21 protein-coding genes and 4 pseudogenes are annotated in these 20,420 nt (G+C 68.4%); 17 read left to right on the top strand and 8 right to left on the bottom strand.

Going from position 1 to position 20,420, the window contains the following annotated elements; genetic code table 11:
• The first annotated feature begins 1,344 nt into the window (after positions 1-1,344).
• The 7 genes and pseudogenes from cdgB to ACFY9S_RS15660 all read left to right on the top strand — a co-directional run bounded on the left by cdgB (position 1,345) and on the right by ACFY9S_RS15660 (position 7,682).
• The gene (gene cdgB, locus ACFY9S_RS15690; protein ID WP_391128780.1) at positions 1,345-2,874 is read left to right on the top strand and encodes a diguanylate cyclase CdgB; all 1,530 of its coding nucleotides are present in this window, start codon (positions 1,345-1,347) and stop codon (positions 2,872-2,874) included.
• A 131-nt stretch (positions 2,875-3,005) separates the two neighbouring features.
• Positions 3,006-3,911 carry an alcohol dehydrogenase catalytic domain-containing protein gene (locus ACFY9S_RS15685; protein ID WP_391127994.1) on the top strand — a complete coding sequence of 302 codons (906 nt, stop codon included), beginning with the start codon at positions 3,006-3,008 and terminating at the stop codon, positions 3,909-3,911.
• A gap of 78 nt (positions 3,912-3,989) precedes the next feature.
• Positions 3,990-5,051, top strand: coding sequence for an alkene reductase (locus tag ACFY9S_RS15680; RefSeq protein ID WP_391127991.1), 1,062 nt, complete (start codon positions 3,990-3,992; stop codon positions 5,049-5,051).
• An 11-nt stretch (positions 5,052-5,062) separates the two neighbouring features.
• A complete protein-coding gene (locus tag ACFY9S_RS15675; protein WP_391127988.1) occupies positions 5,063-5,542 on the top strand; it encodes a MarR family transcriptional regulator in 480 nt (159 codons plus the stop codon).
• A gap of 332 nt (positions 5,543-5,874) precedes the next feature.
• Positions 5,875-6,795 carry an NmrA family NAD(P)-binding protein gene (locus ACFY9S_RS15670; protein ID WP_391127985.1) on the top strand — a complete coding sequence of 307 codons (921 nt, stop codon included), beginning with the start codon at positions 5,875-5,877 and terminating at the stop codon, positions 6,793-6,795.
• 261 nt (positions 6,796-7,056) lie between these two features.
• Positions 7,057-7,182: pseudogene (locus ACFY9S_RS15665) on the top strand (NADPH:quinone reductase); the annotation flags it as partial.
• A gap of 68 nt (positions 7,183-7,250) precedes the next feature.
• Positions 7,251-7,682: a nuclear transport factor 2 family protein gene (locus ACFY9S_RS15660; protein WP_391127982.1), complete on the top strand. Its 432-nt coding sequence runs from the start codon at positions 7,251-7,253 to the stop codon at positions 7,680-7,682.
• A 135-nt stretch (positions 7,683-7,817) separates the two neighbouring features.
• On the opposite strand, the gene ACFY9S_RS15655 is transcribed toward ACFY9S_RS15660, so the two are convergent.
• The gene (locus ACFY9S_RS15655) at positions 7,818-8,771 is read right to left on the bottom strand and encodes a helix-turn-helix domain-containing protein (protein ID WP_391127979.1); all 954 of its coding nucleotides are present in this window, start codon (positions 8,769-8,771) and stop codon (positions 7,818-7,820) included.
• 113 nt (positions 8,772-8,884) lie between these two features.
• On the opposite strand from ACFY9S_RS15655, the gene ACFY9S_RS15650 reads away from it, so the two are divergent.
• Positions 8,885-9,280 (top strand): MmcQ/YjbR family DNA-binding protein, encoded by a 396-nt coding sequence (locus ACFY9S_RS15650; protein WP_391127976.1) that lies wholly within the window; start codon positions 8,885-8,887, stop codon positions 9,278-9,280.
• A 481-nt stretch (positions 9,281-9,761) separates the two neighbouring features.
• Here ACFY9S_RS15650 and ACFY9S_RS15645 read toward each other — a convergent pair whose 3' ends face one another.
• On the bottom strand, positions 9,762-9,995 hold the full coding sequence (locus ACFY9S_RS15645; RefSeq protein ID WP_391127974.1) for a YozE family protein: 234 nt from the start codon (positions 9,993-9,995) through the stop codon (positions 9,762-9,764).
• 369 nt (positions 9,996-10,364) lie between these two features.
• Here ACFY9S_RS15645 and ACFY9S_RS15640 point away from each other — a divergent pair, with 369 nt between their 5' ends.
• From ACFY9S_RS15640 to ACFY9S_RS15630, 3 genes and pseudogenes are all read left to right on the top strand, one after another.
• Positions 10,365-10,718, top strand: a complete 354-nt coding sequence (locus tag ACFY9S_RS15640) for a hypothetical protein (protein WP_381039968.1) — start codon at positions 10,365-10,367, stop codon at positions 10,716-10,718.
• Positions 10,719-10,767: 49 nt separating this feature from the next.
• Positions 10,768-11,535: a transposase gene (locus ACFY9S_RS15635; RefSeq protein ID WP_391127970.1), complete on the top strand. Its 768-nt coding sequence runs from the start codon at positions 10,768-10,770 to the stop codon at positions 11,533-11,535.
• Positions 11,536-11,616: 81 nt separating this feature from the next.
• Positions 11,617-12,045 (top strand): annotated as a pseudogene (locus ACFY9S_RS15630) (tyrosine-type recombinase/integrase); the annotation flags it as partial.
• 177 nt (positions 12,046-12,222) lie between these two features.
• Here ACFY9S_RS15630 and ACFY9S_RS15625 read toward each other — a convergent pair.
• The 5 genes and pseudogenes from ACFY9S_RS15625 to ACFY9S_RS15605 all read right to left on the bottom strand — a co-directional run.
• Positions 12,223-12,445: pseudogene (locus tag ACFY9S_RS15625) on the bottom strand (DUF4265 domain-containing protein); the annotation flags it as partial.
• Positions 12,415-12,546 carry a hypothetical protein gene (locus ACFY9S_RS15620; protein ID WP_391128838.1) on the bottom strand — a complete coding sequence of 44 codons (132 nt, stop codon included), beginning with the start codon at positions 12,544-12,546 and terminating at the stop codon, positions 12,415-12,417. The gene ACFY9S_RS15620 and the pseudogene ACFY9S_RS15625, both read right to left, overlap by 31 nt.
• 341 nt (positions 12,547-12,887) lie before the next feature.
• Complete coding sequence (locus tag ACFY9S_RS15615; RefSeq protein ID WP_391127967.1) at positions 12,888-13,373, bottom strand: hypothetical protein; 486 nt, start codon at positions 13,371-13,373, stop codon at positions 12,888-12,890.
• The gene (locus tag ACFY9S_RS15610) at positions 13,373-14,014 is read right to left on the bottom strand and encodes a hypothetical protein (RefSeq protein ID WP_391127964.1); all 642 of its coding nucleotides are present in this window, start codon (positions 14,012-14,014) and stop codon (positions 13,373-13,375) included. Before ACFY9S_RS15610 ends, ACFY9S_RS15615 begins: the two co-directional genes overlap by 1 nt.
• A gap of 385 nt (positions 14,015-14,399) precedes the next feature.
• Entirely contained in the window at positions 14,400-14,936 is a 537-nt protein-coding gene (locus ACFY9S_RS15605) for a hypothetical protein (protein ID WP_391127961.1), read from the bottom strand.
• 298 nt (positions 14,937-15,234) lie between these two features.
• Between ACFY9S_RS15605 and ACFY9S_RS15600 the strand changes: the two are divergent.
• The 4 genes and pseudogenes from ACFY9S_RS15600 to ACFY9S_RS15585 form a co-directional block, all read left to right on the top strand.
• A pseudogene (locus tag ACFY9S_RS15600) lies at positions 15,235-15,576 on the top strand (replication initiator); the annotation flags it as partial.
• Positions 15,569-15,805 carry a helix-turn-helix domain-containing protein gene (locus ACFY9S_RS15595; RefSeq protein ID WP_391127958.1) on the top strand — a complete coding sequence of 79 codons (237 nt, stop codon included), beginning with the start codon at positions 15,569-15,571 and terminating at the stop codon, positions 15,803-15,805. The pseudogene ACFY9S_RS15600 and the gene ACFY9S_RS15595, both read left to right, overlap by 8 nt.
• Positions 15,805-17,091 carry a tyrosine-type recombinase/integrase gene (locus tag ACFY9S_RS15590; protein ID WP_391127955.1) on the top strand — a complete coding sequence of 429 codons (1,287 nt, stop codon included), beginning with the start codon at positions 15,805-15,807 and terminating at the stop codon, positions 17,089-17,091. Before ACFY9S_RS15595 ends, ACFY9S_RS15590 begins: the two co-directional genes overlap by 1 nt.
• A 361-nt stretch (positions 17,092-17,452) precedes the next feature.
• Entirely contained in the window at positions 17,453-17,632 is a 180-nt protein-coding gene (locus tag ACFY9S_RS15585; protein ID WP_391127952.1) for a hypothetical protein, read from the top strand.
• 80 nt (positions 17,633-17,712) lie between these two features.
• On the opposite strand, the gene ACFY9S_RS15580 is transcribed toward ACFY9S_RS15585, so the two are convergent.
• A complete protein-coding gene (locus tag ACFY9S_RS15580) occupies positions 17,713-18,474 on the bottom strand; it encodes a phosphoglyceromutase (RefSeq protein WP_102912912.1) in 762 nt (253 codons plus the stop codon).
• A gap of 182 nt (positions 18,475-18,656) precedes the next feature.
• Here ACFY9S_RS15580 and ACFY9S_RS15575 point away from each other — a divergent pair, with 182 nt between their 5' ends.
• Positions 18,657-19,949 (top strand): MFS transporter, encoded by a 1,293-nt coding sequence (locus ACFY9S_RS15575; protein ID WP_391127949.1) that lies wholly within the window; start codon positions 18,657-18,659, stop codon positions 19,947-19,949.
• Complete coding sequence (locus ACFY9S_RS15570) at positions 19,946-20,110, top strand: hypothetical protein (protein ID WP_391127946.1); 165 nt, start codon at positions 19,946-19,948, stop codon at positions 20,108-20,110. The genes ACFY9S_RS15575 and ACFY9S_RS15570 overlap by 4 nt, the downstream gene beginning before the upstream one ends.
• The last annotated feature ends 310 nt before the right edge of the window (positions 20,111-20,420 follow it).

Raw genomic sequence — 20,420 nt, 5'->3', positions numbered from 1 at the left:
CAGGCCGACCTCTCCCGGCGCCGCCTCGCGGAGGCGAGGACGCTGTGGGACCGGGCGGGCACCGATCCCACAGCCATCGCGGAGGCACAGGAGCTGGTACCCGCCCGGGAGTTGCTGGAGGCCAAGGACCGCACCATCGAGGTCCTCCAGGAGATGCAGCGTGCCCGGCAGGCCTACGAGGCCGGCGAGCACGGGCGGCAACAGGCCCTGTCCATCGCCACGTTGCTGTTCGTCATGCTCGGACAGGCCCAGGCGAAGGTCGCCGAACTGAGGCGCCGGCTCGACGCGCTGGAGTCGGTGACGGCCGAACTCCCCGATGGCCAAGGGGTCGTGGAGCTGCTCTCACGGGCGCGACAGCAGGAGACGGATCTGCGCGAACAGCTGGTTCGCGCCGAGCGGGAGCGGGGCATCGCCCAGCAGGTCGCCGACCACGCGGCACGCCGTATCCACGAACTGGAGGCCGAACTCGCCGAGCTGCGGCTCCGTATGGGCGAGGACGGGCCCTCCCGGACGCAGGAGCCGGCGCCGCTGCTGTCACACCCCGACCTGCACGCCCTCGACCCCGACGACGCCGCGCTCAACGACGTGGACCGCGCGCTGGAGAAGGCGCGCGCCGTCCTCGACGAGGAGCACGAGGCCGTTCAGCAGGCGGCCGACGAAGTGGGTTACTGGTCGTCCTCGATCCCCTCGGCCTCTCCCGCGGAGGAAGCCGGCGTCTCCGCGCTCGGGGAGGTCGGGCAGAACCTGAGGGGACGACCCTTCGAGTTGTCCGGAACAACCCCGAACAACCCGCCGACCAGCCACGAGACGTCCTTCCCCGCACTTGAGTCCCCCCGGCCTCCGGTCGCCGACCCCGAGGGCGACATCTCCGAGGCGGCCCGCGGGATCACCCGGGGCAGGGACCCGGAGGACATCGTGACGCGACTGTGCCGGGCCGTCGTCCCCACCGTCGCCGACGCGGTCATGGTCTATCTGCGGGACCCGATCCCGACGAGCGACGAAGAACACGTGGGCCCGCTGGTCCTGCGGTTGCAGCAGGTGCACCCGCTCCACGCCGGAGGCGGAGCCACGCTGTGCGAGGTGCGTCCCGGCGGCGCGCTCTTCGACGTACTGAACGGGGCGCTGCCGGTCGCCACCGACTCTCCGGTCGGTGGCGCCGCGCTGCCGGAGCTGCTCGGTGAGGGCCATGGGACACCCGGCGGAGGCCACACCGTCCTCGTGCCCCTGCACGGTCGCCGGCGGATCATCGGCACGGCGGTCCTCCTGCGCCACGCCGCCGAGCGGGCCTTCCAGGACGCCGACCTGTCGGTCGCCGCCGAGTTCGCCACCCGCAGCGCGCTCGCCATCGACAAGAGTCACAACCTGCAGGCCGCGGTCCAGGGTCTCCATCTCGCCCGCAGTCTCGCGGACACCCTGCAGGTCGTCGCCGACGGAGTGGTGACCGGTCTCGGCTACGAACTGGCGTGCGTCAACCTCGTCCGCCCGGACGGCGATCTCGTGGTCGCCTCCCTGGCGGGCAACTCCGCCGCCGACGCCCTCCTCACCGGCCGTGTCGGCTCGCGCGAGTCCTGGGAACGCAGGCTGAGCATGGGCCGGCACTGGGGGGACCTGGTGTTCATACCGCACACCGAGGGCTGGGTCCTCGACGACGACGACGTCCCGCAGTGGCACACCGACGGCCCCGCCCCCCGCTTCGAGGACGAGTGGCACCCCTCCGACCGCCTCTTCGCGCCCATGTACGCCCGGAGCGCTTCCGGTGCCTCCCACGGCGAGCTGGTCGGCGTGATCTCCGTGGACCACCCCCTCACCCGCCGCCGTCCCCGGCCGGACGAACGCCGGGACCTGGAGGAATACGCCTTCCAGGCCGCCATCGCGATCAGCAACGCGCGGCTGCGCACGAACATGCAACGCGCACTGGTCAGACTGGACAGGGAGCAGCAGACGCTGCGGGCCAGCGAGGAGTCCTTCCGGCAGGCCTTCGAGTACGCGCCCAACGGAATGGCCATCGCCGAGCTGGGCGGCGACCAGAACGGCCGCATCCTCCGGACGAACGACGCGCTGTGCCGCATGCTGGGCCGCCCGGCCTCCGCCATGCGCCGCTACGCGTTCTCCGACTTCGTCCACCCCGAGGACCTCGGCATCCTGCTCCGCACCAGCGCCGAGGGCGGGCGCGCGGAACTGCGCCTCGGGCGCCGCGACGGGACGTTCCTGTGGGTGTCGATGCGCAACAGCGTGGTCGCGGACGAGGCCGACGGCCCCCGCTTCCTGCTCACTCACGTCGAGGACATCGAGGAGCGCAAACAGCGCGAGTTCGACCTCGCCCATCGCGCCTCGCACGACGCCCTCACCGGCCTGCCGAACTCCGCCGAGCTGCACGCCCGTATCGACGCCCGGCTCTGCGCACTCCGGGAGCACGGGTCCGATGCCACGGAAGGGGTCGACGACCCCTACCTCGGCCACGCCTACCCGGCCGCGACCTCCCACAGCCATGTCCGGGCCCCCGTGGGCGACGACAACACCCATGGCCTGGCCGTGCTGTTCTTCGCCCTCCGCGACTTCAAGGCGATCAACACCCGCTTCGGGCACGACGCGGGGGACGGCGTCCTCGTCGAGGTCGCCCGACGGCTCGGTGAGGCCGTGCGCGACGGCGACACGGTCGCGCGGTACGGCGGTGACGAGTTCGTCGTCCTGGCCGACGGTCTGGACCCCGCCGACGCGCACACCGCCGCGGTGTGGATGCAGGAACGGATCCACCTGCCGATCCCCCTGGGCGACCAGACCGTGCGCATGCACTCGGGTGTCGGCATCGCATGGGCCCAGTGCGGGACGGCCCCTGGTGACATCCTGCGGGCGGCACGCGGGTTCTCGTCCTGAGTGCAGGGCTTCAAGGGCCGGTGTCCTCGCCCCGCCGTCGCGAATACTTGGCTAGCCACATGATTGCTGCTACGTTGATTATGTGGCCAGCCACACTTCTGGCGGCCGGCGGCCAAAGAAATGGAGTCATCGTGAAAGCGATCGTTTTCGACCAGTTCGGCGGCCCGGACGTGCTCCACGAGGCGGACATGGAGGTCCCGCAGCCCAGCCCCGGCCAAGTCCGGGTCCGGGTGAAGGCAGCCGGCCTGAACGCGCTGGACGGCAAGATCCGCTCCGGGATGCTGGAGGCCATCCGCCCGACGACCCTCCCCGCCGTCCCGGGAGGCGAGCTCGCCGGCGTGGTCGACGCCCTGGGTGAGGGTGTGAGCGACGTGCAGGTCGGTGATGAGGTGCTGGGCTGGTCGGACACCGGCTCGTACGCCCAGTACGCGCTGGCCACCACCGTCGCCCTCAAGCCCGACGGCCTCGACTGGCAGCACGCGGTCGCGCTGCCGGTGGCGGGCGAGACGGCCGAGCGGGTCCTGAACCTGCTGGGCGTCACCGCCGGGGAAACCGTGCTGATGCACGGCGCGTCCGGAGCGGTGGGAACCCTGGCGGTCCAGCTCGCCACGGCCCGAGGAGCACGCGTGATCGCCACCGCGGGCCCGTCCAACCAGGGCTACCTCGCCTCGCTCGGCGCCACCGCGACCGTGTACGGCGAGGGCCTGGTCGAGCGGGTGCGGGCGCTGGCCCCCGACGGCGTGGACGCGGTGTTCGACCTGGCCGGGAAGGGAGCCCTGGAGGACTCCATCACCCTGCGGGGCGGCACCGAGCGCATCGTCACCATCGCCGACTTCGGTGCACGCCGGCTGGGCATCACCTTCTCCCAGGGGTCCCCGGAACGCTCGACCGTCCGCTTGGCCGCCCTGGCCCAGGATGCCGCGGCCGGCAAGCTCGTCACCACCGTCACCGCCTACCCCCTTGCCGAGGCCGCCACGGCCCAGCAGGTCAGCGACACCGGGCACGTCAGGGGCAAGCTCGTCCTGACCGTCGGCTGAGCACGCCCGCCCGCCCCGCACACACCTACCCGCTGCCTCCGGTGACCGGCCGGTCACCGCCATGTCGAAGGACCTCTCATGCTGGATTCCCTCTGGACGCCGACCACTCTCGGCGGCATGTCTCTCCCCCACCGCCTGGTCATGGCCCCCATGACCCGTGACCGCTCAACACCGGAAGGCGTGCCCACCGAGCTGAACGCCGAGTACTACGCCCAGCGGGCCTCGCACGCACTCGTCATCACCGAGGGGACCCAGCCCTCCGCCGACGGCCAGGGCTACCTCCTCACCCCCGGCATCCACAAGGACGAGCAGATCGCCGGGTGGCGCAAGGTCACCGACGCCGTGCATGCGGCCGATGGCCGGATCGTCATCCAGCTGATGCACACCGGACGCATCGCCCACCCCGACAACACCCCCCACGGCCGCCGGCCGGTCGCCCCTTCGGCAATCCGTCCACAGGGCGCGATGTTCACCGCGTCCGGGCCCCAGGAGATGCCGACCCCCCGTGCTCTGTCGACGCAGGAGGTCGCGGCGACCGTCGACGACTTCCGGCGGGCCGCGGCGGCCGCCATCGCGGCCGGCGCCGACGGCGTGGAGATCCACGGCGCCAACGGCTACCTGGTCCACCAGTTCCTGTCCGACAACACCAACCAGCGCACCGACCGCTACGGCGGCTCCCTCGACAACCGCCTCCGCTTCGCCGTCGAGGTCGCCGCCGCGGTGGCCGACGAGATCGGCGCCGAGCGCACCGGTATCCGCATCTCCCCCGCGAACCCCTACAACGACATCGCCGAGTCCGACACCGCCAAGCTGTACCCGGCGCTCCTGGAGGCCCTGCGTCCCCTGGACCTGGCCTACCTCCACGTGGTGCACGCGGGCGACGAGGAGCTGCTGGGAACCCTGCGCGCGCTGTGGCCGACCACGCTGATCCTCAACCGGGCCGGTACCGACCTGCCCGCCCGCGCCAAGGACGTCGACAACGGCACGGCCGACCTCGTCTCCGTCGGCGCCCTCGCGCTCGCCAACCCCGACCTGGTGGCGAGGCTCCGCGCCGGCGCGCCGCTGAACACCCCCGACCCGGCCACCTTCTACGGCGGCGGAGCGGCCGGCTACACCGACTACCCCACCCACACCGGCTGAGGAACCGAACCATGCCCACTCCGGACCCCCGCATCCCCACGACGGCCGACGCAGGACCGATGAGCTACGCGATCTTCCAACTCGCCCGCGCCCACCGCGCCTACGCCGCCGCCCTGCTGCGCGAGATGGACCTGCATCCCGGACAGGAACTGCTGCTGATGCACCTTCTTGACCGGGACGGCCAGTCCCAGTCCGAGCTGCTCGAATGCCTCGGCGTGGACCACTCCACCATCTCCAAGGCGCTACGCCGCATGCAGGACGCCGGCCTGGTCATGCGCGAGCCGGCCGCACATGACCGGCGCGTCATGGTGGTCCACCTCACCGACAAGGGCCGGGCGATGCGCGAGCCCATCGCGGCCTTGTGGCAGGCCCTGGAGGAGGCCTCCGCCCGGAATCTGTCGGAGCAGCAGGCGGAGTCCTTCGTCCGCACCGCATACGCCATCACGGAGGCGATCAGCAGCCGCGCGCTGCCGGAAGAAGAGTCTCCGTGACTCCCCGGTGTGCACCCCATCCCCGTACGCCACACCTCAAGTGACAAGGGGCACCCGGCCCGGGGTGCACACCGCCCCAATTGCGGCGCGACCACCTTCAGGCCGGCCCTGTCACGCACCCCGCCGCGGCTGCTTTCGGACGCGGCACGTTCCGGTGGCGCAGCGCACTGCGGACCCGCCCCCACGGCCCGCATCCATCGGCCCGCCCAGCGCGCAGGTGCCCACGGACCGCATCCATCGGCCCGCCCAGCACCCAGGTGCCCATGTCTGCAACCGGTCCTGCCCCGCCCGCCAGGCCCCTCGCTGATGACCTGACAGAAAGTGAGACCCCCATGCCTGCCGGCCACTCAACCACCCTCCCGGTCCTCGTCGTCGGGGCCACCGGCTCCCTGGGGAGCAAGGTGGTCGACGAACTCCTGGGGCGCGGCAAGAACGTCCGCGCCCTGGTGCGGCCGGCCAGCGACGCCGGCCGGCTCGAAAGCCGGGGCGTGGAGATCGCCCGCGGCGACATGCTCGACGTCGACTCGCTCGTGGCCGCCATGAACAGCGCCGACGCGGTCATCACCACCGCCGCCGGCTACACCCGCGGCGGCAAGAACGCCGACGACATCGACACCATCGGCAACGCCAACCTCGCCGAGGCCGCCCACCGCACCGGCATCCGTCGGTTCGTTCTGACCAGCATCCTCACCAGCGACCAGACGCCCGATGTCCCGCACTTCTGGCACAAGAAGCTCGCCGAGGACAAGCTCGAACAGCTCGGCGTCCCGTTCGTCGCCCTGTGCCCGGGGGCGTTCCTCGACCAGGTCGCCAACATGGCGGGCGACCCGGTCGACAAGGGCCGCATGGTCTGGATCGGCAAGGCCACCGTCCCGCTGACCTTCGTCCACACCTCCGATCTCGCGGCGTACCTGGCAGCCGCGGTCGACGCCGAGGCCGAGGCCGGTGAGCGTATCGACATCGGCTGGGACCGTCCGGTCAGCATGCGGGAGGTCGCCGACGTGATGGGCCGCCGGGCCGGAAAGAAGATCAAGGTGTGGGTCGTCCCGACCGTCGTCGCCCGCGCGGCAGGAGCCGTCGCCGGCCGCTTCGTGCCCCTGATCAAGGACATGGCCGCGATGTTCCGCTGGTTCGAGACCGGACGCTACGTCGCCGACCCCAGTCGCCAGGAGCAGTTGTTCGGGCCCGTCCCCACGGCCGAGGAGGCCCTCGCCCGGTTCACCGATGAGCTGCGCACCGCACACCACCGGTGACAGCTCCACGTCCCGCTCCTCGCTGCCCGGCGGCCTGACCAGGACGCCTTGGCCCATCCCTCCTGGTCCATGGCGGTTCCGGCCGAGCCGAACGGGTGACGGGGCGGGCGCTCAGCGTTTCCTGGCCGGGGCGAAGGGCCCGGTGAAGCCGTGCGATCGCGACGCTTCCGCGGGTGTCCCCTTTTGACCATCAGGTGTCCGCCACTGACTGGGCGATTCGCCGGATGTCGGCAGAGGATCGAGGGGTGCTGCGGCGACCACGCCGCCGGGCGGCTCAAGGCCCCGGTCGCGAAGGTCCACCACGGCCTGGAGCAGGTGCGCGATGCCCAGGCCGACGTCGAGGCCGGCACGACACCGGGCAAGCACGTGGTGCTGCTCGACGACTGAGAAGACACGCACTCATCCGCCGCCGGTCGGAGCCGGCCGACGGCGGCATGCACGACAAGGAGACTGTCATGGGCGTCAACAAGGAAGAAATCAGCAAGACCATCCTGGAACTGGAGAAGTCCTTCAACGAGCGGTGGAGCGTCGGCGACAACCGCGGCTACCTCGACAACTACGCCGAGAACATCAGCTACTTCGACCCGATAGAAAAGGACCTGGTCGTGGGCTGCGACGCGGCCGTCGCCCACATCGAGGCGATCTACTCCAACCCGCACATCGTGCGCAACGAGTACCTCAATCCCGTGGTGCACGTCAGCGACGGCGGTGACTTCGCCGTCCTGGCCTACAACCTGAACACCTACGTGCTCGACGACAACGGCAACGAGCGGCAGTTGCGCGCCTGGAACGCCACCGAGGCGTATCGGCTGAATGACGGCGAGTGGCGCATCGTGCACTCCAACTGGGCGTTCGCCCAGACCGCGACAGGCGCGATCGCGTCCTGACCGGGGATCCGAGGTGACGCGCCCCCGCCAGTGAGCAGAGGATCCGGGGGGGCGGCCGGCCCCGGCCCGGCTCCTGTTCCGGACGCGATCAAGGCAGTGGCGGCCGTGGGGATGCAGGCTCGTGCCGCGCCCGCCTCACATGCCGGTCCTGGCTTCGCGGGCCGCGAAGGCGGCCGGGGTGAGACCGGTGTGGCCACGGAAGAAGCGGCCGAAGTTCGCGGGATCGGTGAACCCGAGATGGACGGCCACATCCCGGGCGCCCCAACCGGCACCTCCCAGCAAGCGCCGGGCTTCGAGCAGCCGCCGCTCGTCGATGACCTGACGCACCCCCTTGCCGGTGGCGTCCCGAGCCGCGCGACTGAGGGTGCGAACCGAACAGCCGAGCAGCCCGGCATAGTCGGCAGCCCGGTGCAGTTCCCGGAAGTGCAGCTCCAGAGCGTCCACGAACCGTGCATACGTGTCCCCGCGGCCTGCGCCGCCCGCCGATACGCCGTCGGAGGTGGCATCCGGGGAACTGGCAAGGCGCAGCAACAACGATTCCAGCAGGCTGCGCCGCAGCGCGTGGTGGACATCGAGCCGGCGGCGCCCCAGTGCACGGTGCTCGTCCAGGAGCTGAAGCGCCGTCTGCCGCAGCCAGGCCGCGTCATCGGGCTGGGGGCTGAGAACAGCAGGGGCGTCGTGCCCGGTGAGCGGGGCCAGCAGACGGGCGGCGTCGGACGACAGCACGTCCGGCTCAAACAGGATGAACAAGCCGCGGACGGCACCCGGCGGATGCCAGCACTGCGCGTGCCCGGGACGCACCCACAGCCACTGGCCGCGGGCGACGGTCCGCATGACGTGGTCGACATCGTGGAGCAGCTCACCCTCGGTGACGAGGATCAGGTAGTGGAAGGTGGCACGGCCCGGACGGGGCGGATTCCATGGCCAGTCGTCGTGCTCGGCGAAGAAGTCCTCGACGGTGCTCACCTCAAGGCCGTACGGAGTGCCGACCGGGGGCTGGAAACCGTACAGCGGAACCGCGGCCTGCACGGCCTGCTCGCTGCGTCCGGCACATGGAGAAGGCCTGGGGTGTCGCTTGTCGACCATCACGTGTCCGCAGCTTACTGCCCGCTTTGCCCGCTTGAGGAAGGGGGCTGGGCATGCCGCCCGCGTCCCTTGGCCGACGCCCCTTCCGCCCCCACCATTGAAGAAAGGAAACCCTCATGAACGGATCGACCCTGCAGATATTCGCCGCCGAGTGCGCGGAAGAACTTCCGGGAGCGCAGCTGGAGCATCCCTTCGGACCCGACTGGGAGGTCTTCAAGGTACGAGGCAAGGTGTTCATGCTGATGACCGAGGTCCCCGGGCGCCCGGTCGTGATTCTCAAGGCGGACCCCGGCGAAGCCCAGGCTCTCCGTGAGCACAACAGTCACATCACCCCCGGCTACCACATGAACAAGAAGCACTGGATCACGCTGGAGGGCGGGACAGGGGTCGACAAGGAGCTCGTCAGGGAACTTGTCACCGACTCTTACCTGCTCGTCGTCGCCCACCTGACCAAGGCCGAGCAGCCCGTCGACCCGCACACCTACGGCATCAGCACGCGGGCGGCCCGGTGAGCGGAGTAGCGGACAGGGTGTTCCTGATCGTCACCGACGACCCGGTCTGCTTCGACAACAGCCACTGGACGTCGCGGGCCCGGGCGGGGCATCACGAAGCAGCTGATCAACGATGCAGTCGAGCACTCCTACGACCTGGTCGTCGACGGTCTGCCACAGAGCGAGCGCCCGCCGCGAGCCCCCGACCCGGACGCGCCCGACCCGGACGCGCCCGACAGGTGAACGTCCATCCGCCGGGACGGCGCCATCGCCCGATTCAGCGACGGCGCCACGCTGTTGCACCCGATGCGGTTGACCAGCCCCAGAGAATCCTGGTGTCGCGTTACTTCCTCTTGCCCTGGGTTTCGACCGCCCGCATTTTGGCCCTGATCAACGGGGGCTGCACCGCAACTGACCTGTGTGCGGGCGGTCGTTGGCGGTCGTTCTCTGTCGCTGCTTGTTGACCTCGGAGGTTCCAGGCAGGTTTCGGCTCCCTGGCTGCTCAGGTATCTGTCTGAGCGGCCTGGTACGCCTCGTATCGAGACCAGGCACGTTCGAGCGTCTCGATAGCCGCGTCGATGGCGCCGCGCTCTTCGAGGTAGTCAAGCTGGCCCTGCTTTCCCTTGTTTGAGGGCCAGTCGGGGTCATGGGAGACGTCCCGCGCGAGATCTCCCATGGCAGTGCGGTGATCGGCGTGGGTCTTCAACCATGCGGTGAAGCTCTTTGGCTTGGACATATCGGCATCCTTCCGCCGACGTGTCCGGGCTAACCCACGGGTCTGATCCGCGTGTCGCTTGTCTTGTCACTTGTCTTGTCGCTTGTCGGCCCGCAGGTCAGAGCCTGTTCCGGGTCACCCGAAGTGCGGCCCTGTCTCATCACGACAAGCGACAAGACAAGCGACGAGGGCGTCAGCAGTGCCGGCGCGCCCGGCGGAGGAAGGGCAAGAACGAACGGCCTACGGCCGCGCGTCCCTTAGGGCTGTCCCGTAATTGCTGGTCACGGAGCTGGGAGGGTGCGGAAACTGCGTAGCTGCTGAGTTCGCGGTGCCGGTATCGTCCGGTCTCGACCCGTCGTACCGACGGCCTACGTTCAGAGAGCGATACAGATGACCAGCCAGCGAGCAACGACGACCTTGTGGCGCCCCACCGGCCCCAAGGAGCTGGATCTGGTTCGGGAGCTGAACTGGCGTGCCTGGCCGCCCCGGCTGCCCGAGCAGCCGATCTTCTACCCGGTCCTCAACGAGGACTACGCGGTCAGGATCGCGCGGGACTGGAACGTGAAGCACGATGGCGCCGGGTTCGTCACTCGTTTTGAGGTCGAGTCGGTGTTCTTGAGCCGGTATCCCGTACAGCAGGCCGGCGGGCAGACGATCCTCGAGCTCTGGGTTCCGGCCGAGGAGCTGGACGACTTCAACGCCCACATTGTCGGCGAGATCCAGGTGGTGCACGAGTTCCGCTGAGGCGGGGAGGCTTGCTGACGGACCTGCTGACCGGTGCCATGATCCTGGCGTGGCTGGTGTGATCACGGCGTCGGAGCCGTCCTGGATTGCCCCGTCCACCGGGCTGAGCCCGCGTGCCTTCGGGAAGCTGCTGACGGTGCTGCGGCGTGAGGGTGCGGATGCGGTCCGCAAGGGTCGGCCGTGGAGCCTGTCCCTGGAGGACCGGGCACTGCTGGTCGCGGCGTACTGGCACACGAACTTGACGATGCGCCAACTTGCCCCGCTGTTCGGGGTGTCCGAGTTCGCGGCGGACCGCGTGATCGACCATCTTGGGCCGATGCTCGCGCTCCAGCCCCGCAAACGGTTCGCCAAGGACACCGTGCTCATCGTGGACGGCACCCTGGTCCCCACCCGCGACCGCACCATCGCCGAGCAGTCGAAGAACTACCGGTACTCCACCAACCACCAGGTCGTCATCGACGCCGACACCCGGCTCGTCGTCGTGGTCGGCCGACCACTGCCCGGCAACCGCAACGACTGCAAGGCGTGGGAGGAATCCGGCGCCAAAGCCGCCGTCGGCAGGACACTCACGATCTCCGACGGCGGCTATTCCGGCACCGGACTTGTCATGCCCCATCGCCGCCGCAAGGGCGAAGACCTGCCCGACTGGAAGGAAGCGCACAAGAAGTCCCACCAGCAGGTCCGCGCCCGCGTCGAGCACGTCTTCGCCCGAATGAAGACCTGGAAGATCCTGCGCGACTGCCGCCTCAAAGGGGACGGCGTCCACCACGCCATGCTCGGCATCGCCCGCATGCACAACCTCGCCATCGCCGGATAAACGAGCGGACCACGCGATGGCCAAGCACGCCCGAGGTGACCCAAAGATCATTTACGGGACAGCCCTTTGGCAGCTCGCTGCGCTCGCGGCCAGCCGGTGTCCCGGCGGCTCATCTTCTCGGGCCCCAACGGCGGGCACGTCTGGCGTACGTCGCTGAACGAAGACCACTGGAAGCCCGCACTGGCGAAGGCGGGTGTCATCCCCAGGGCCAAGAGCCGCGAGCACGCCGCCGCCCGCGAGCACGACATGCACGCCCTGCGTCACTTCTACGCGTCCGTGCTCCTCGATGCGGGAGAGAGCATCAAGGCACTCGCGGAGTACCTCGGGCACTCTGACCCGGGGCTGACGCTCAAGGTGTACGCGCACCTCATGCCGAGCAGTCGGGACCGGGCCCGTAAGGCTCTCGGCAGGGCACTCAGGCCACAAGATCACGAGGGCCGAGGTTCCAGGGAGGATCCAGAGCACGAAAATGCCTCCCACTCGCGCCATATGCGCAGGTGGGAGGCATGATCACAAAAGCGACTTCTTCTTGCCCTGGGTCTCGCCGGGGATCTTGGGGAGCTGGTTTTTTGCTGGTCAGGCCCGGTGGGCTCGCGTGCCTGGTGGTCGTCGTTGGTCGTCATTGGCCACTGTTGAGCGGCCTCGGACGGCCCAGGGACGGCCCAGCCGTGGATCACATGAACGGCCTCAGCCGGCGGAGGTAACCCGCCACTGCGCGGTGACGCACCCCTCTTCCATGTCCCACCGCTCCTTGGCCACGCCATGGCTGAGCAGCTTCTGCACCTTGGCGAGATCAGCGGTGGGCGGGACGTCCAAGGCAACCATGCCGAACCGCTCTATGCCCTCGCCGCAGAACTCCGAGTCCGTGAAACGCGTTGATCACGCTCTGCCGCGCAGCTGCAGAGCCGCCGGGTTTCGGTAGGAGTGCCCGCCGTCGTTGATCCAGACGCTGTCGGCCGACCACCTTGCGCCGCTGAGCACGGCCGAGCAGGCGATGAGCAACACGCTCACGAACGGGTGACGCCTCCCGCGCCGGTGGCGCGGGGTCAGCCAACGTGGCCAGCTCGGGTAGTCCGGGCAGTGCGCGGTGCTGACGCGAGGGCGACTTGATCAGGCAGACGCTGGCAGACTGACGGCACATTGAAGCTCCGGTTAGGCAAGGCGACTTGATCTCTCGCCCACTCCAACCGGAACTTCGATATGTACGGGACGGGCCCACCGGCGGTCGTCACACCACCGTGACCTGCAACCATTCGACCCCGCCAAGACTTTGCAACCGCCCTGGGCGAGCCCCCGACCACCACTTGGGAAGTGTCGGGGGCTCATACGCTCTCGCGAGCCTTCAGGGAATCCTACGAATGATTCTTCTTCTCGACGTAGTAGGCGTAGGCATAGCCACCGCTCGTGCCGTCAGCGGTAACAGCCGAAAATGCGACAGGGCCCGACTCGGCCGTGTTGATGCTCCGTTGAAAAATGGACCCGTCACATACAAGGGTGCCCGATGCAGCGTCTTTGCCCGCAGTGGTGAGCGTCAGTTTCACCTTTTCGCCACCCGTACAAGTGAACGCGAATGCCACGCTCAATACATCGTCGGGCACGGATGCCAGCGTGTTCCCGAAGTTCCGCTCCAGCACGCCAGACCCGTCACTCAGCGACTCCATTTCGATAATTCCCTTCTCCAGCACCGACTTCGCCGATTCTGCCCCGTCCGAAGCGGAGGTCTTCGAAGTCGAGGCCTTCGGAGGAGACGGCTCGCTGGAGCTGCAAGCCCCCACAGCGAGCGGCATGGAGATGCCCAGGCAAATGGAGAGATATCGCACGCGCCTGCCGCTGATCATCACGAATTCTTCCGCCCGATCGAAATGTCGCCCTTCCTGGGAGCCTTGATGACGATGGTCTTCTTCTTAACCTTGCAAGGCGGAGCAATCCACGTCTTGGTGGCCGTGAGCTTCCATCCCTGCTGGCCGAGCACCGCCCGGTACCCCTTCGTTGTGGTGTTCTTGTCGGTGACGGTCTGCGTACCGGACCATGTCCACTTGTTGCTGATCTTGGTATCGACAGAGGTCTTGGCCTTCGACAGGATGATCCCGGCCTCGGCTTCCGCACTGACGCCGATGTCCCAGGTGAATTCATAGCTTTCGGTCAAGGCCCAGGACACGCTCTGGCCGGGCAGCAGCCAGGTCGACTTCGGCGGCTTGCTGGCTATGAAGTACGGCGATCCCTTGACTTTGTACTTCGGCTTGTCGTTCACCTCAGGGCACGCGCTCGCGCTTCTGCCATCACTCGCCTTCTCGCGCTCCCCTTCGAAGGTGAACGTGACCTCGTCACCGAAACCGATGACACGCCCATCGTTCAGGACAATCCCGCCGCCGTCAGCGGGAGTTATCTCATCCTCCCCGCTATCGGCGTGCGCGATAGTCGACATACCAAGCACCGCAACTACGGTGGCAGCGGCGAGAATCCGTATCTTGCTGCGCATAAGTGCGCCCCCCGTTTTGTGTGTTGCCTCCAGCCGGGTTGGTCGCTTCCCGGCTGCGATCATCATCTCACCACATGTGAAGCAAGCGTCACAAGCGCATCAACGAAGACTTGAGGAATAACTGAGCGAGAAGCCGTGAACGCCCAAGACCCCCGACTTCGATGGGCCGAGGGTCTTCGAACCGGTGGGGTTAACAGGATTTGAACCTGTGGCCTCATCCTTATCAGGTCGATCACGGGGGTCCGTCGTCGTCGAACAACCGGGCCTGAGCCTCGGCACATCGTCCACTGGGGTGCGGCGTCGACCGCAACTGTTCGCGCTTGTTGGTGTCAGCCACTGGTGTCAGCCGCCCCACGTGGTCTTGACATGGGCCGAGGTGACACGTTCAGCCTTCTTCCGCTCCCGGACATCCTTCTTCTTCCGTCGCGGCCATGACGAGACCGGAGCTCACTGCATGGTCGTCGTCGGTGCCCAGCCGCTGGAGGTAGGCCCAGCGGTCGAGCTGAGTGCAGGCCCAGGCGGGGTCATAAGCCGCCGTGGGCAGCTGGGGTACGCGTTTGCGACCTGTGTCGTCGAGTCGGTAAGGGACCTCGAACGCCGTATCCCAGAGGGTTAGGTCGGCGACGAAACGCGCCTCAGCTTCCGAAGGATCGATTCCCAAGTAGCGGGCGATGTCCGCCCAAGAGGTACCCCGCTCGCGCTCATAGACCACAGCCGAGACCAGCGCGCGTTCAGCAAGTTCGATGAGCTGGAGCGCTTGACTAACCCGGCCCCCGGGGCCCGTGTCAGGGTCGTGGCGGGTCGCGACCAGGCCACTCGCGCTGTCAGCGACGTCCACGGCATGGTCGCAGAGCACCAAGCGTGCCAGCGCTTGGCGGAAAAATCGGGCGCGGTCGACGTCGTAGGGGGTCGTCTCGGTCATGCGCACAGCGTCGCAGGAGGCGTCCGTTTCGCGAACCCGATTTCCCTGGAGCCGTTCCCCTTCTCGACGGCATGGCCACACGAGGCGTTTTTACCTCAACCCACCACTCACCCCAGCTCCCATCCCGTCTGCCGTCGACCCACACACCGTGGAGCGGGCGTGGCCCCTGGCGTCCAGGTGGAGCGCGCCACTGTACGAACGACCTGGACGCCAGGGGCCGCGTCTGCTCGGCTCTGCCTGGGTCGATGGCAGACGGGATGGGAGCTCCCCGCGCACGCCACTACTCCGGCCGGCACTCATCAGCGACCACGCCCGCCGCCTGATCCGCACCGCATGGTTCCTCGGCGCACGCAAGGACCTCGAACACCTGCGGCTCCGCGCGTGGGCTCACATGCTCGGATTCCGCGGCCACTTCTCCACCAAGTCCCGCCGCTACTCCACCACCCTCGGCGCCCTCCGCGACGCCCGCGCCGCATGGCGCCGCGCCCAAGCCGCAGCAGCCACCGGCCCCGAGCCCGAGACGACGTACGTCCTCGCTCACTGGGTCTTCGCCGGAACCGGTCTGTCCGAAGCCGAAGCCTGGCTGGCCGCATCCCTCGAACCCGCCCCCGGAACGGAAGGAGAACCAACCCGTGGCTAACCGACGCCTCAACCTGGCGGACGTGGCTGCCGAGCCGCGCCCTCTGCCTTCCCGGTATCTGACGCCTGAAGACCTGGTCGAAATGTTCGACCTGCCCAGCGTCGAGACGGTCTACCAGTGGCGTAGGAAGCGCACCGGTCCCAGAGGCTTCCGTGTCGGCCGGCACCTGCGCTTCGACCCGATCGACGTGCGGGCCTGGGTGGATGCCCAGCTTGGGGAGGCTGCCTGATGGCCGGGCACATCCAGGACCGTTGGTACAAGATCGAGGTTGGCCCGGACGGCAAGACCAGCAAGGTCAAGACCGAGCGGTACGGCTCGGGCATGCGGTACCGCGCTCGGTACGTCGGCCCGGACGGCACGGAGAAGTCGAAGAGCTTTCCTGACCGGCAGAAGCGGCTCGCCGAGCAGTGGTTGACCCAGACTGAGGCCGACATGGCGCGCGGGCAGTACACCGACCCGCGCGCGGCACGGATCACGTTTCAGCAGTACGCCGAGAACTGGGTGACTCACGCACCGGATCCGAACACCCAGGCGTCGATGGAGTCGCAGCTTCGGCTGCACGCGTTCCCGTACCTGGGGTCGCGTCCGCTCGGCTCCTTCCAGCCTGCTCACATCCGTGACTGGGTGAGGCAGCTCCAAGAGAACGGCGTCCGAGGCTCGTACGCTCGGACGATCTACTCCAACGTGCGGGCGGCTCTGAGCGCTGCCGTGGACGATGGGCACCTTCCTCGGAACCCGTGTGCTGCTCGCTCGGTCCGGCCGCCGACCGTGGACAGCAAGCGAGTCGTCCCATGGACGGCAGAGCGGGTCTTCGCCGTCCGGGCCGGCATGCCCGAGCGGTACCAAGCCATGGTCGATCTTGGGGTCGGCTGCGGTCTACGTCAGGGAGAGATCCTTGGCGTCGCCGTCGACGCGATCGACTTCGCTTCGGGCACGCTCCACGTGGTCCAGCAGCTCAAGCTGAGCCGTAGCAAGCCCGTGTTCGCTCCACCCAAGGGTGGCAAGCTGCGGGACGTGCCGCTGCCCGGTCCGGTCGCTGATGCCCTCCGGGACCACAGGAAGCGGTTCCCGCCGGTGGAGATCACCTTGCCGTGGAAGGTGGCGGACGGGCCTCCCGTGACCAAGCGGCTGATCTTCACCGGCCCGCGTGGCGGTCATGTCTGGCGGACGTCCCTCAACGAGGAAGTGTGGAAGAGGGCGCTTGCCTCGGCCGGAGTGATCCCTGAGCGGAAGCCAGGCGAGTCCTACGCGGAGTCCCGCGAGAACGGCATGCACGCCCTCCGGCACTTCTACGCCTCGGTGCTCCTGGACGCCGGCGAGAACATCAAGGCCCTCGCGGAGTACCTCGGCCATTCGGACCCGGGCCTGACGCTCCGTGTGTACGCGCATCTGATGCCGTCCAGTCAAGAGCGCACGAGAAAAGCAATCGCTCATACTTACGACCATTCACCTGAAGCCGAACACGAACAGGCGAGAACGTTCCAGGAACAGCAGTCGAGCTCTTTCCCTCCCTAGGGAGAGTTTCTTGCATGCGTGCAAGAAAGGCTTTCTTGCACGCATGCAAGGAGCCCTGCCTGCGCGAATCTCACGGAGTCCAACCAAGGGCGTATGCCCTGCTCAAGCTGTGGAACAAGTTGTCGTTCAACTCATGGAACAAGTTGTTCCACAGCTGGAACGTCGACTCCATGAAGCATCCTCATCTTCGACTTTTCTACTGTAGAAGTAGAAGCCCTTGATCTAGCTGCACGTTTGTCTGAGAAGACGTATCTGTGCGAAAGTCTCACCACATGCGAATGCCGCCCGTGCAGGGGCGGCATTCGTTTGCATTTCCGCACCCGGAATCCCTAGCCAGGAACCGACCACAGACGGAGGCCACATGGTCCCACGCACAGGTGTCACCGTCGACATCTGTCCCCGCGACTTGCCGCTCGCGCTCATCGGCACGGCCGGCGGTGCGCTCGCCCTCTGGGCCAACGCCCCGGCCGAGATCGCTGTGCCGGTGGCGCTGCTGATCGCTCTCGACATCCGAGTCCGTCGCTCGCGCCGTCACCCCTGACGGCCCAGAGACGGCCCAAGCCCAACAACAAGCCCCCTGCCAGCGGACAACCCGCAGGCAGGGGGCTTCTTCAGCGCTGCTTACTTCTTCTTGCCCTGGTTCTTGACCGCCTCGATGGCCGCTGCCGCCGCCTCGGGGTCCAGGTACGTGCCGCCCGGGTTCAGGGGCTTGAAGTCGGCGTCGAGCTCGTAGGAGAGCGGGATGCCCGTGGGGATGTTGAGGCCGGCGATGTCCGCGTCGGAGATGCCGTCCAGGTGCTTGACCAGGGCGCGCAGGGAGTTGCCGTGGGCCGCGACCAGGACCGTGCGGCCGGTCAGCAGGTCGGGGACGATCGCGTCGAACCAGTACGGGAGCATGCGGACGACGACGTCCTTCAGGCACTCCGTGCGCGGGCGCAGCTCCGGAGGGAGGGTCGCGTAGCGCGCGTCGGAGAACTGGGAGTACTCGGCGTCGACGTCGAGCGGCGGGGGCGGGGTGTCGTAGGACCGGCGCCACAGCATGAACTGCTCCTCGCCGAACTCGGCGAGCGTCTGGGCCTTGTCCTTGCCCTGCAGGGCGCCGTAGTGGCGCTCGTTCAGGCGCCACGAGCGGTGGACCGGGATCCAGAGGCGGTCCGCGGACTCCAGGGCCAGCTGGGCCGTGCGGATCGCGCGCTTCTGGAGGGACGTGTGGACCACGTCGGGGAGGAGGTCGGCGTCCTTCAGGAGTTCGCCACCGCGGACTGCCTCCTTCTCGCCCTTCTCGTTGAGATTGACGTCCACCCAGCCGGTGAACAGGTTCTTCGCGTTCCACTCGCTCTCGCCGTGGCGGAGGAGGATCAGCTTGTACGGTGCGTCGGCCATGCCCCAGAGCGTAATCCACGCTTTCGCCCGTTCGCGTGGCTGCCCGGCAGGCGGACGTTTGACTGGATCTGCTAATTGAGTGGTCCCCGTCAAGCGGCGACTTGTAATTTGCGCTTGCCGTTAGTGCCGCTTACACAGTGCGGCAGTCAGTGCCGCTGACACTTGTCGCTCCGGGGGGATCCATGCCGTACGTCCTGCGTGCCCGACGTGCCGTCCAGGAGACGGTCTCGGGTCTGCCTCGCGAGTTCTGGTGGTTGTGGACCAGCACGCTGGTCAACCGGCTCGGTGCATTCGTCGCCACCTTCATGGCGCTGTACCTGACCCTCGACCGCGGCTACTCCGCCACGTACGCCGGTCTGGTCGCCGCCCTGCACGGGCTCGGCGGGGTGGTCTCCTCGCTGGGCGGTGGGGTGATGGCGGACCGGCTGGGCCGACGGCCGACGCTGCTGATCGCGCAGGCCTCGACCGCCGTGTCCGTCGCACTGCTGGGCTTCGTGCACGACCCCGTCGCGATCGCCGGTGTCGCCTTCCTGGTCGGCATGGCGAGCAACGCCTCGCGGCCCGCCGTGCAGGCGATGATGGCGGACATCGTCCGGCCCGAGGACCGGATTCGCGCCTTCTCCCTCAACTACTGGGCCATCAACCTCGGCTTCGCCGTCTCCTCCACGGCCGCCGGGTTCATCGCCGAGGCCAGCTACCGCGCCGGGTTCCTGATCGAGGCGGGGATGACGATGGCCTGCGCGATCCTCGTCTTCCTGCGGCTGCCTGAGTCCAAGCCCGCCGAGCCGGCGGTGCGGGCCGCCGCACTCGACGACTCCGTGAGTCTGGGCACCGTACTGCGCGACGGGCGGTTCATGAGCGTCGTCGGGCTGTCCTTCCTGATCGCGCTGATCTTCCAGCAGGGGTCGGTGGGGCTGCCGGTCGCCATGGGCGAGGCCGGTTTCTCCCCGGCCGAGTACGGCATGGCGATCGCCGTGAACGGCGTGCTGATCGTCGTCCTCCAGATCCCCGTCACCCGTTTCATCGAGCACCGGGATCCCCGCCGGCTGCTGGTCGTCTCGTCCCTCCTCGCGGGGTACGGCTTCGCGCTCACCGCCTTCGCGGGGTCGGTGGGGGTCATCGCGCTCACGGTGTGCGTGTGGACACTGGCGGAGATCGTCAACGCGCCCACGCAGACGGGTCTCGTCGTACAGCTGTCCCCGGCGCACGGACGCGGGCGCTACCAGGGCATGTACACGATGTCCTGGTCCGTGGCCGCCCTCGTCGCCCCGCTGCTGTCCGGGTTCGTCATCGACCGGTTCGGGGCGGAGTGGCTGTGGGGATCCTGCGCGGTGCTCGGGACGGCGGCCGGGGCGGGGTACGCCGTGCTGATGCGGCGGATTACGGAGGACGGGAAGAAGGCGGAGGCGACGGACGGGCTCCGGGCGCTGCCGGCCCGGCCCGGCAAGGACACACGAAGGAGCGGGACGCTGTGACCACCCGGCACCCCGAGCGCCACACCGAACACCTGCGGCTGCGTCGGTGGAGCGAGGCGGACCTGGACGCGCTCGCGGAGACGGACCCGGATCCGGACGTCATGCGGCAGCCGGTCCAGGTCATGGCGATCACGCGGGAGGAGTACCGCTCCTCGGCGTGATGGCGCACACGGTTGCGTGGCAGGACTCGGCGGTGACCCGCCGACCCGCCGAGGGCACGCCGTGCCCCCCTGGTCCGGCCCTCGCATCCGCGGCGGCGTGCCGCGCGGCCGGCGCTGGCGGGTCTCCTCCTGGCCATCGACGGAGCCCGGTCGTCGGTTGGGTCCCGGGCGACTTCTCCGGGCCGCCCCCTGACAGGCCGGGGATGCAACCATTCCCTGCAGAGCTGAAGCCCCCGGAAGCCGGCCCGCGCGCTCGCGACCATAACCCCGGGCACTGACATTGATGCTGATACTCGGGTTCCGGCGCTCG

This window comes from Streptomyces sp. NPDC012474, assembly GCF_042955185.1.
In the GTDB taxonomy this organism is placed as follows: domain Bacteria; phylum Actinomycetota; class Actinomycetes; order Streptomycetales; family Streptomycetaceae; genus Streptomyces; species Streptomyces cahuitamycinicus.
This window is presented reverse-complemented; position numbering and strand designations above follow the sequence as displayed.

Bases quoted from the DNA above. Each gene is read 5' to 3' on its own strand.
- ACFY9S_RS15575 (WP_391127949.1), top strand. From the start codon at position 18,657: ATGCCGTACGTCCTGCGTGCCCGACGTGCCGTCCAGGAGACGGTCTCG.
- ACFY9S_RS15645 (WP_391127974.1), bottom strand. From the start codon at position 9,995: ATGTCCAAGCCAAAGAGCTTCACCGCATGGTTGAAGACCCACGCCGAT.
- ACFY9S_RS15675 (WP_391127988.1), top strand. From the start codon at position 5,063: ATGCCCACTCCGGACCCCCGCATCCCCACGACGGCCGACGCAGGACCG.
- ACFY9S_RS15605 (WP_391127961.1), bottom strand. From the start codon at position 14,936: ATGACCGAGACGACCCCCTACGACGTCGACCGCGCCCGATTTTTCCGC.
- ACFY9S_RS15585 (WP_391127952.1), top strand. From the start codon at position 17,453: ATGGTCCCACGCACAGGTGTCACCGTCGACATCTGTCCCCGCGACTTG.
- ACFY9S_RS15615 (WP_391127967.1), bottom strand. From the start codon at position 13,373: ATGATCAGCGGCAGGCGCGTGCGATATCTCTCCATTTGCCTGGGCATC.
- ACFY9S_RS15680 (WP_391127991.1), top strand. From the start codon at position 3,990: ATGCTGGATTCCCTCTGGACGCCGACCACTCTCGGCGGCATGTCTCTC.
- ACFY9S_RS15610 (WP_391127964.1), bottom strand. From the start codon at position 14,014: ATGCGCAGCAAGATACGGATTCTCGCCGCTGCCACCGTAGTTGCGGTG.
- ACFY9S_RS15650 (WP_391127976.1), top strand. From the start codon at position 8,885: ATGAACGGATCGACCCTGCAGATATTCGCCGCCGAGTGCGCGGAAGAA.
- ACFY9S_RS15660 (WP_391127982.1), top strand. From the start codon at position 7,251: ATGGGCGTCAACAAGGAAGAAATCAGCAAGACCATCCTGGAACTGGAG.
- ACFY9S_RS15590 (WP_391127955.1), top strand. From the start codon at position 15,805: ATGGCCGGGCACATCCAGGACCGTTGGTACAAGATCGAGGTTGGCCCG.
- ACFY9S_RS15640 (WP_381039968.1), top strand. From the start codon at position 10,365: ATGACCAGCCAGCGAGCAACGACGACCTTGTGGCGCCCCACCGGCCCC.
- ACFY9S_RS15580 (WP_102912912.1), bottom strand. From the start codon at position 18,474: ATGGCCGACGCACCGTACAAGCTGATCCTCCTCCGCCACGGCGAGAGC.
- ACFY9S_RS15670 (WP_391127985.1), top strand. From the start codon at position 5,875: ATGCCTGCCGGCCACTCAACCACCCTCCCGGTCCTCGTCGTCGGGGCC.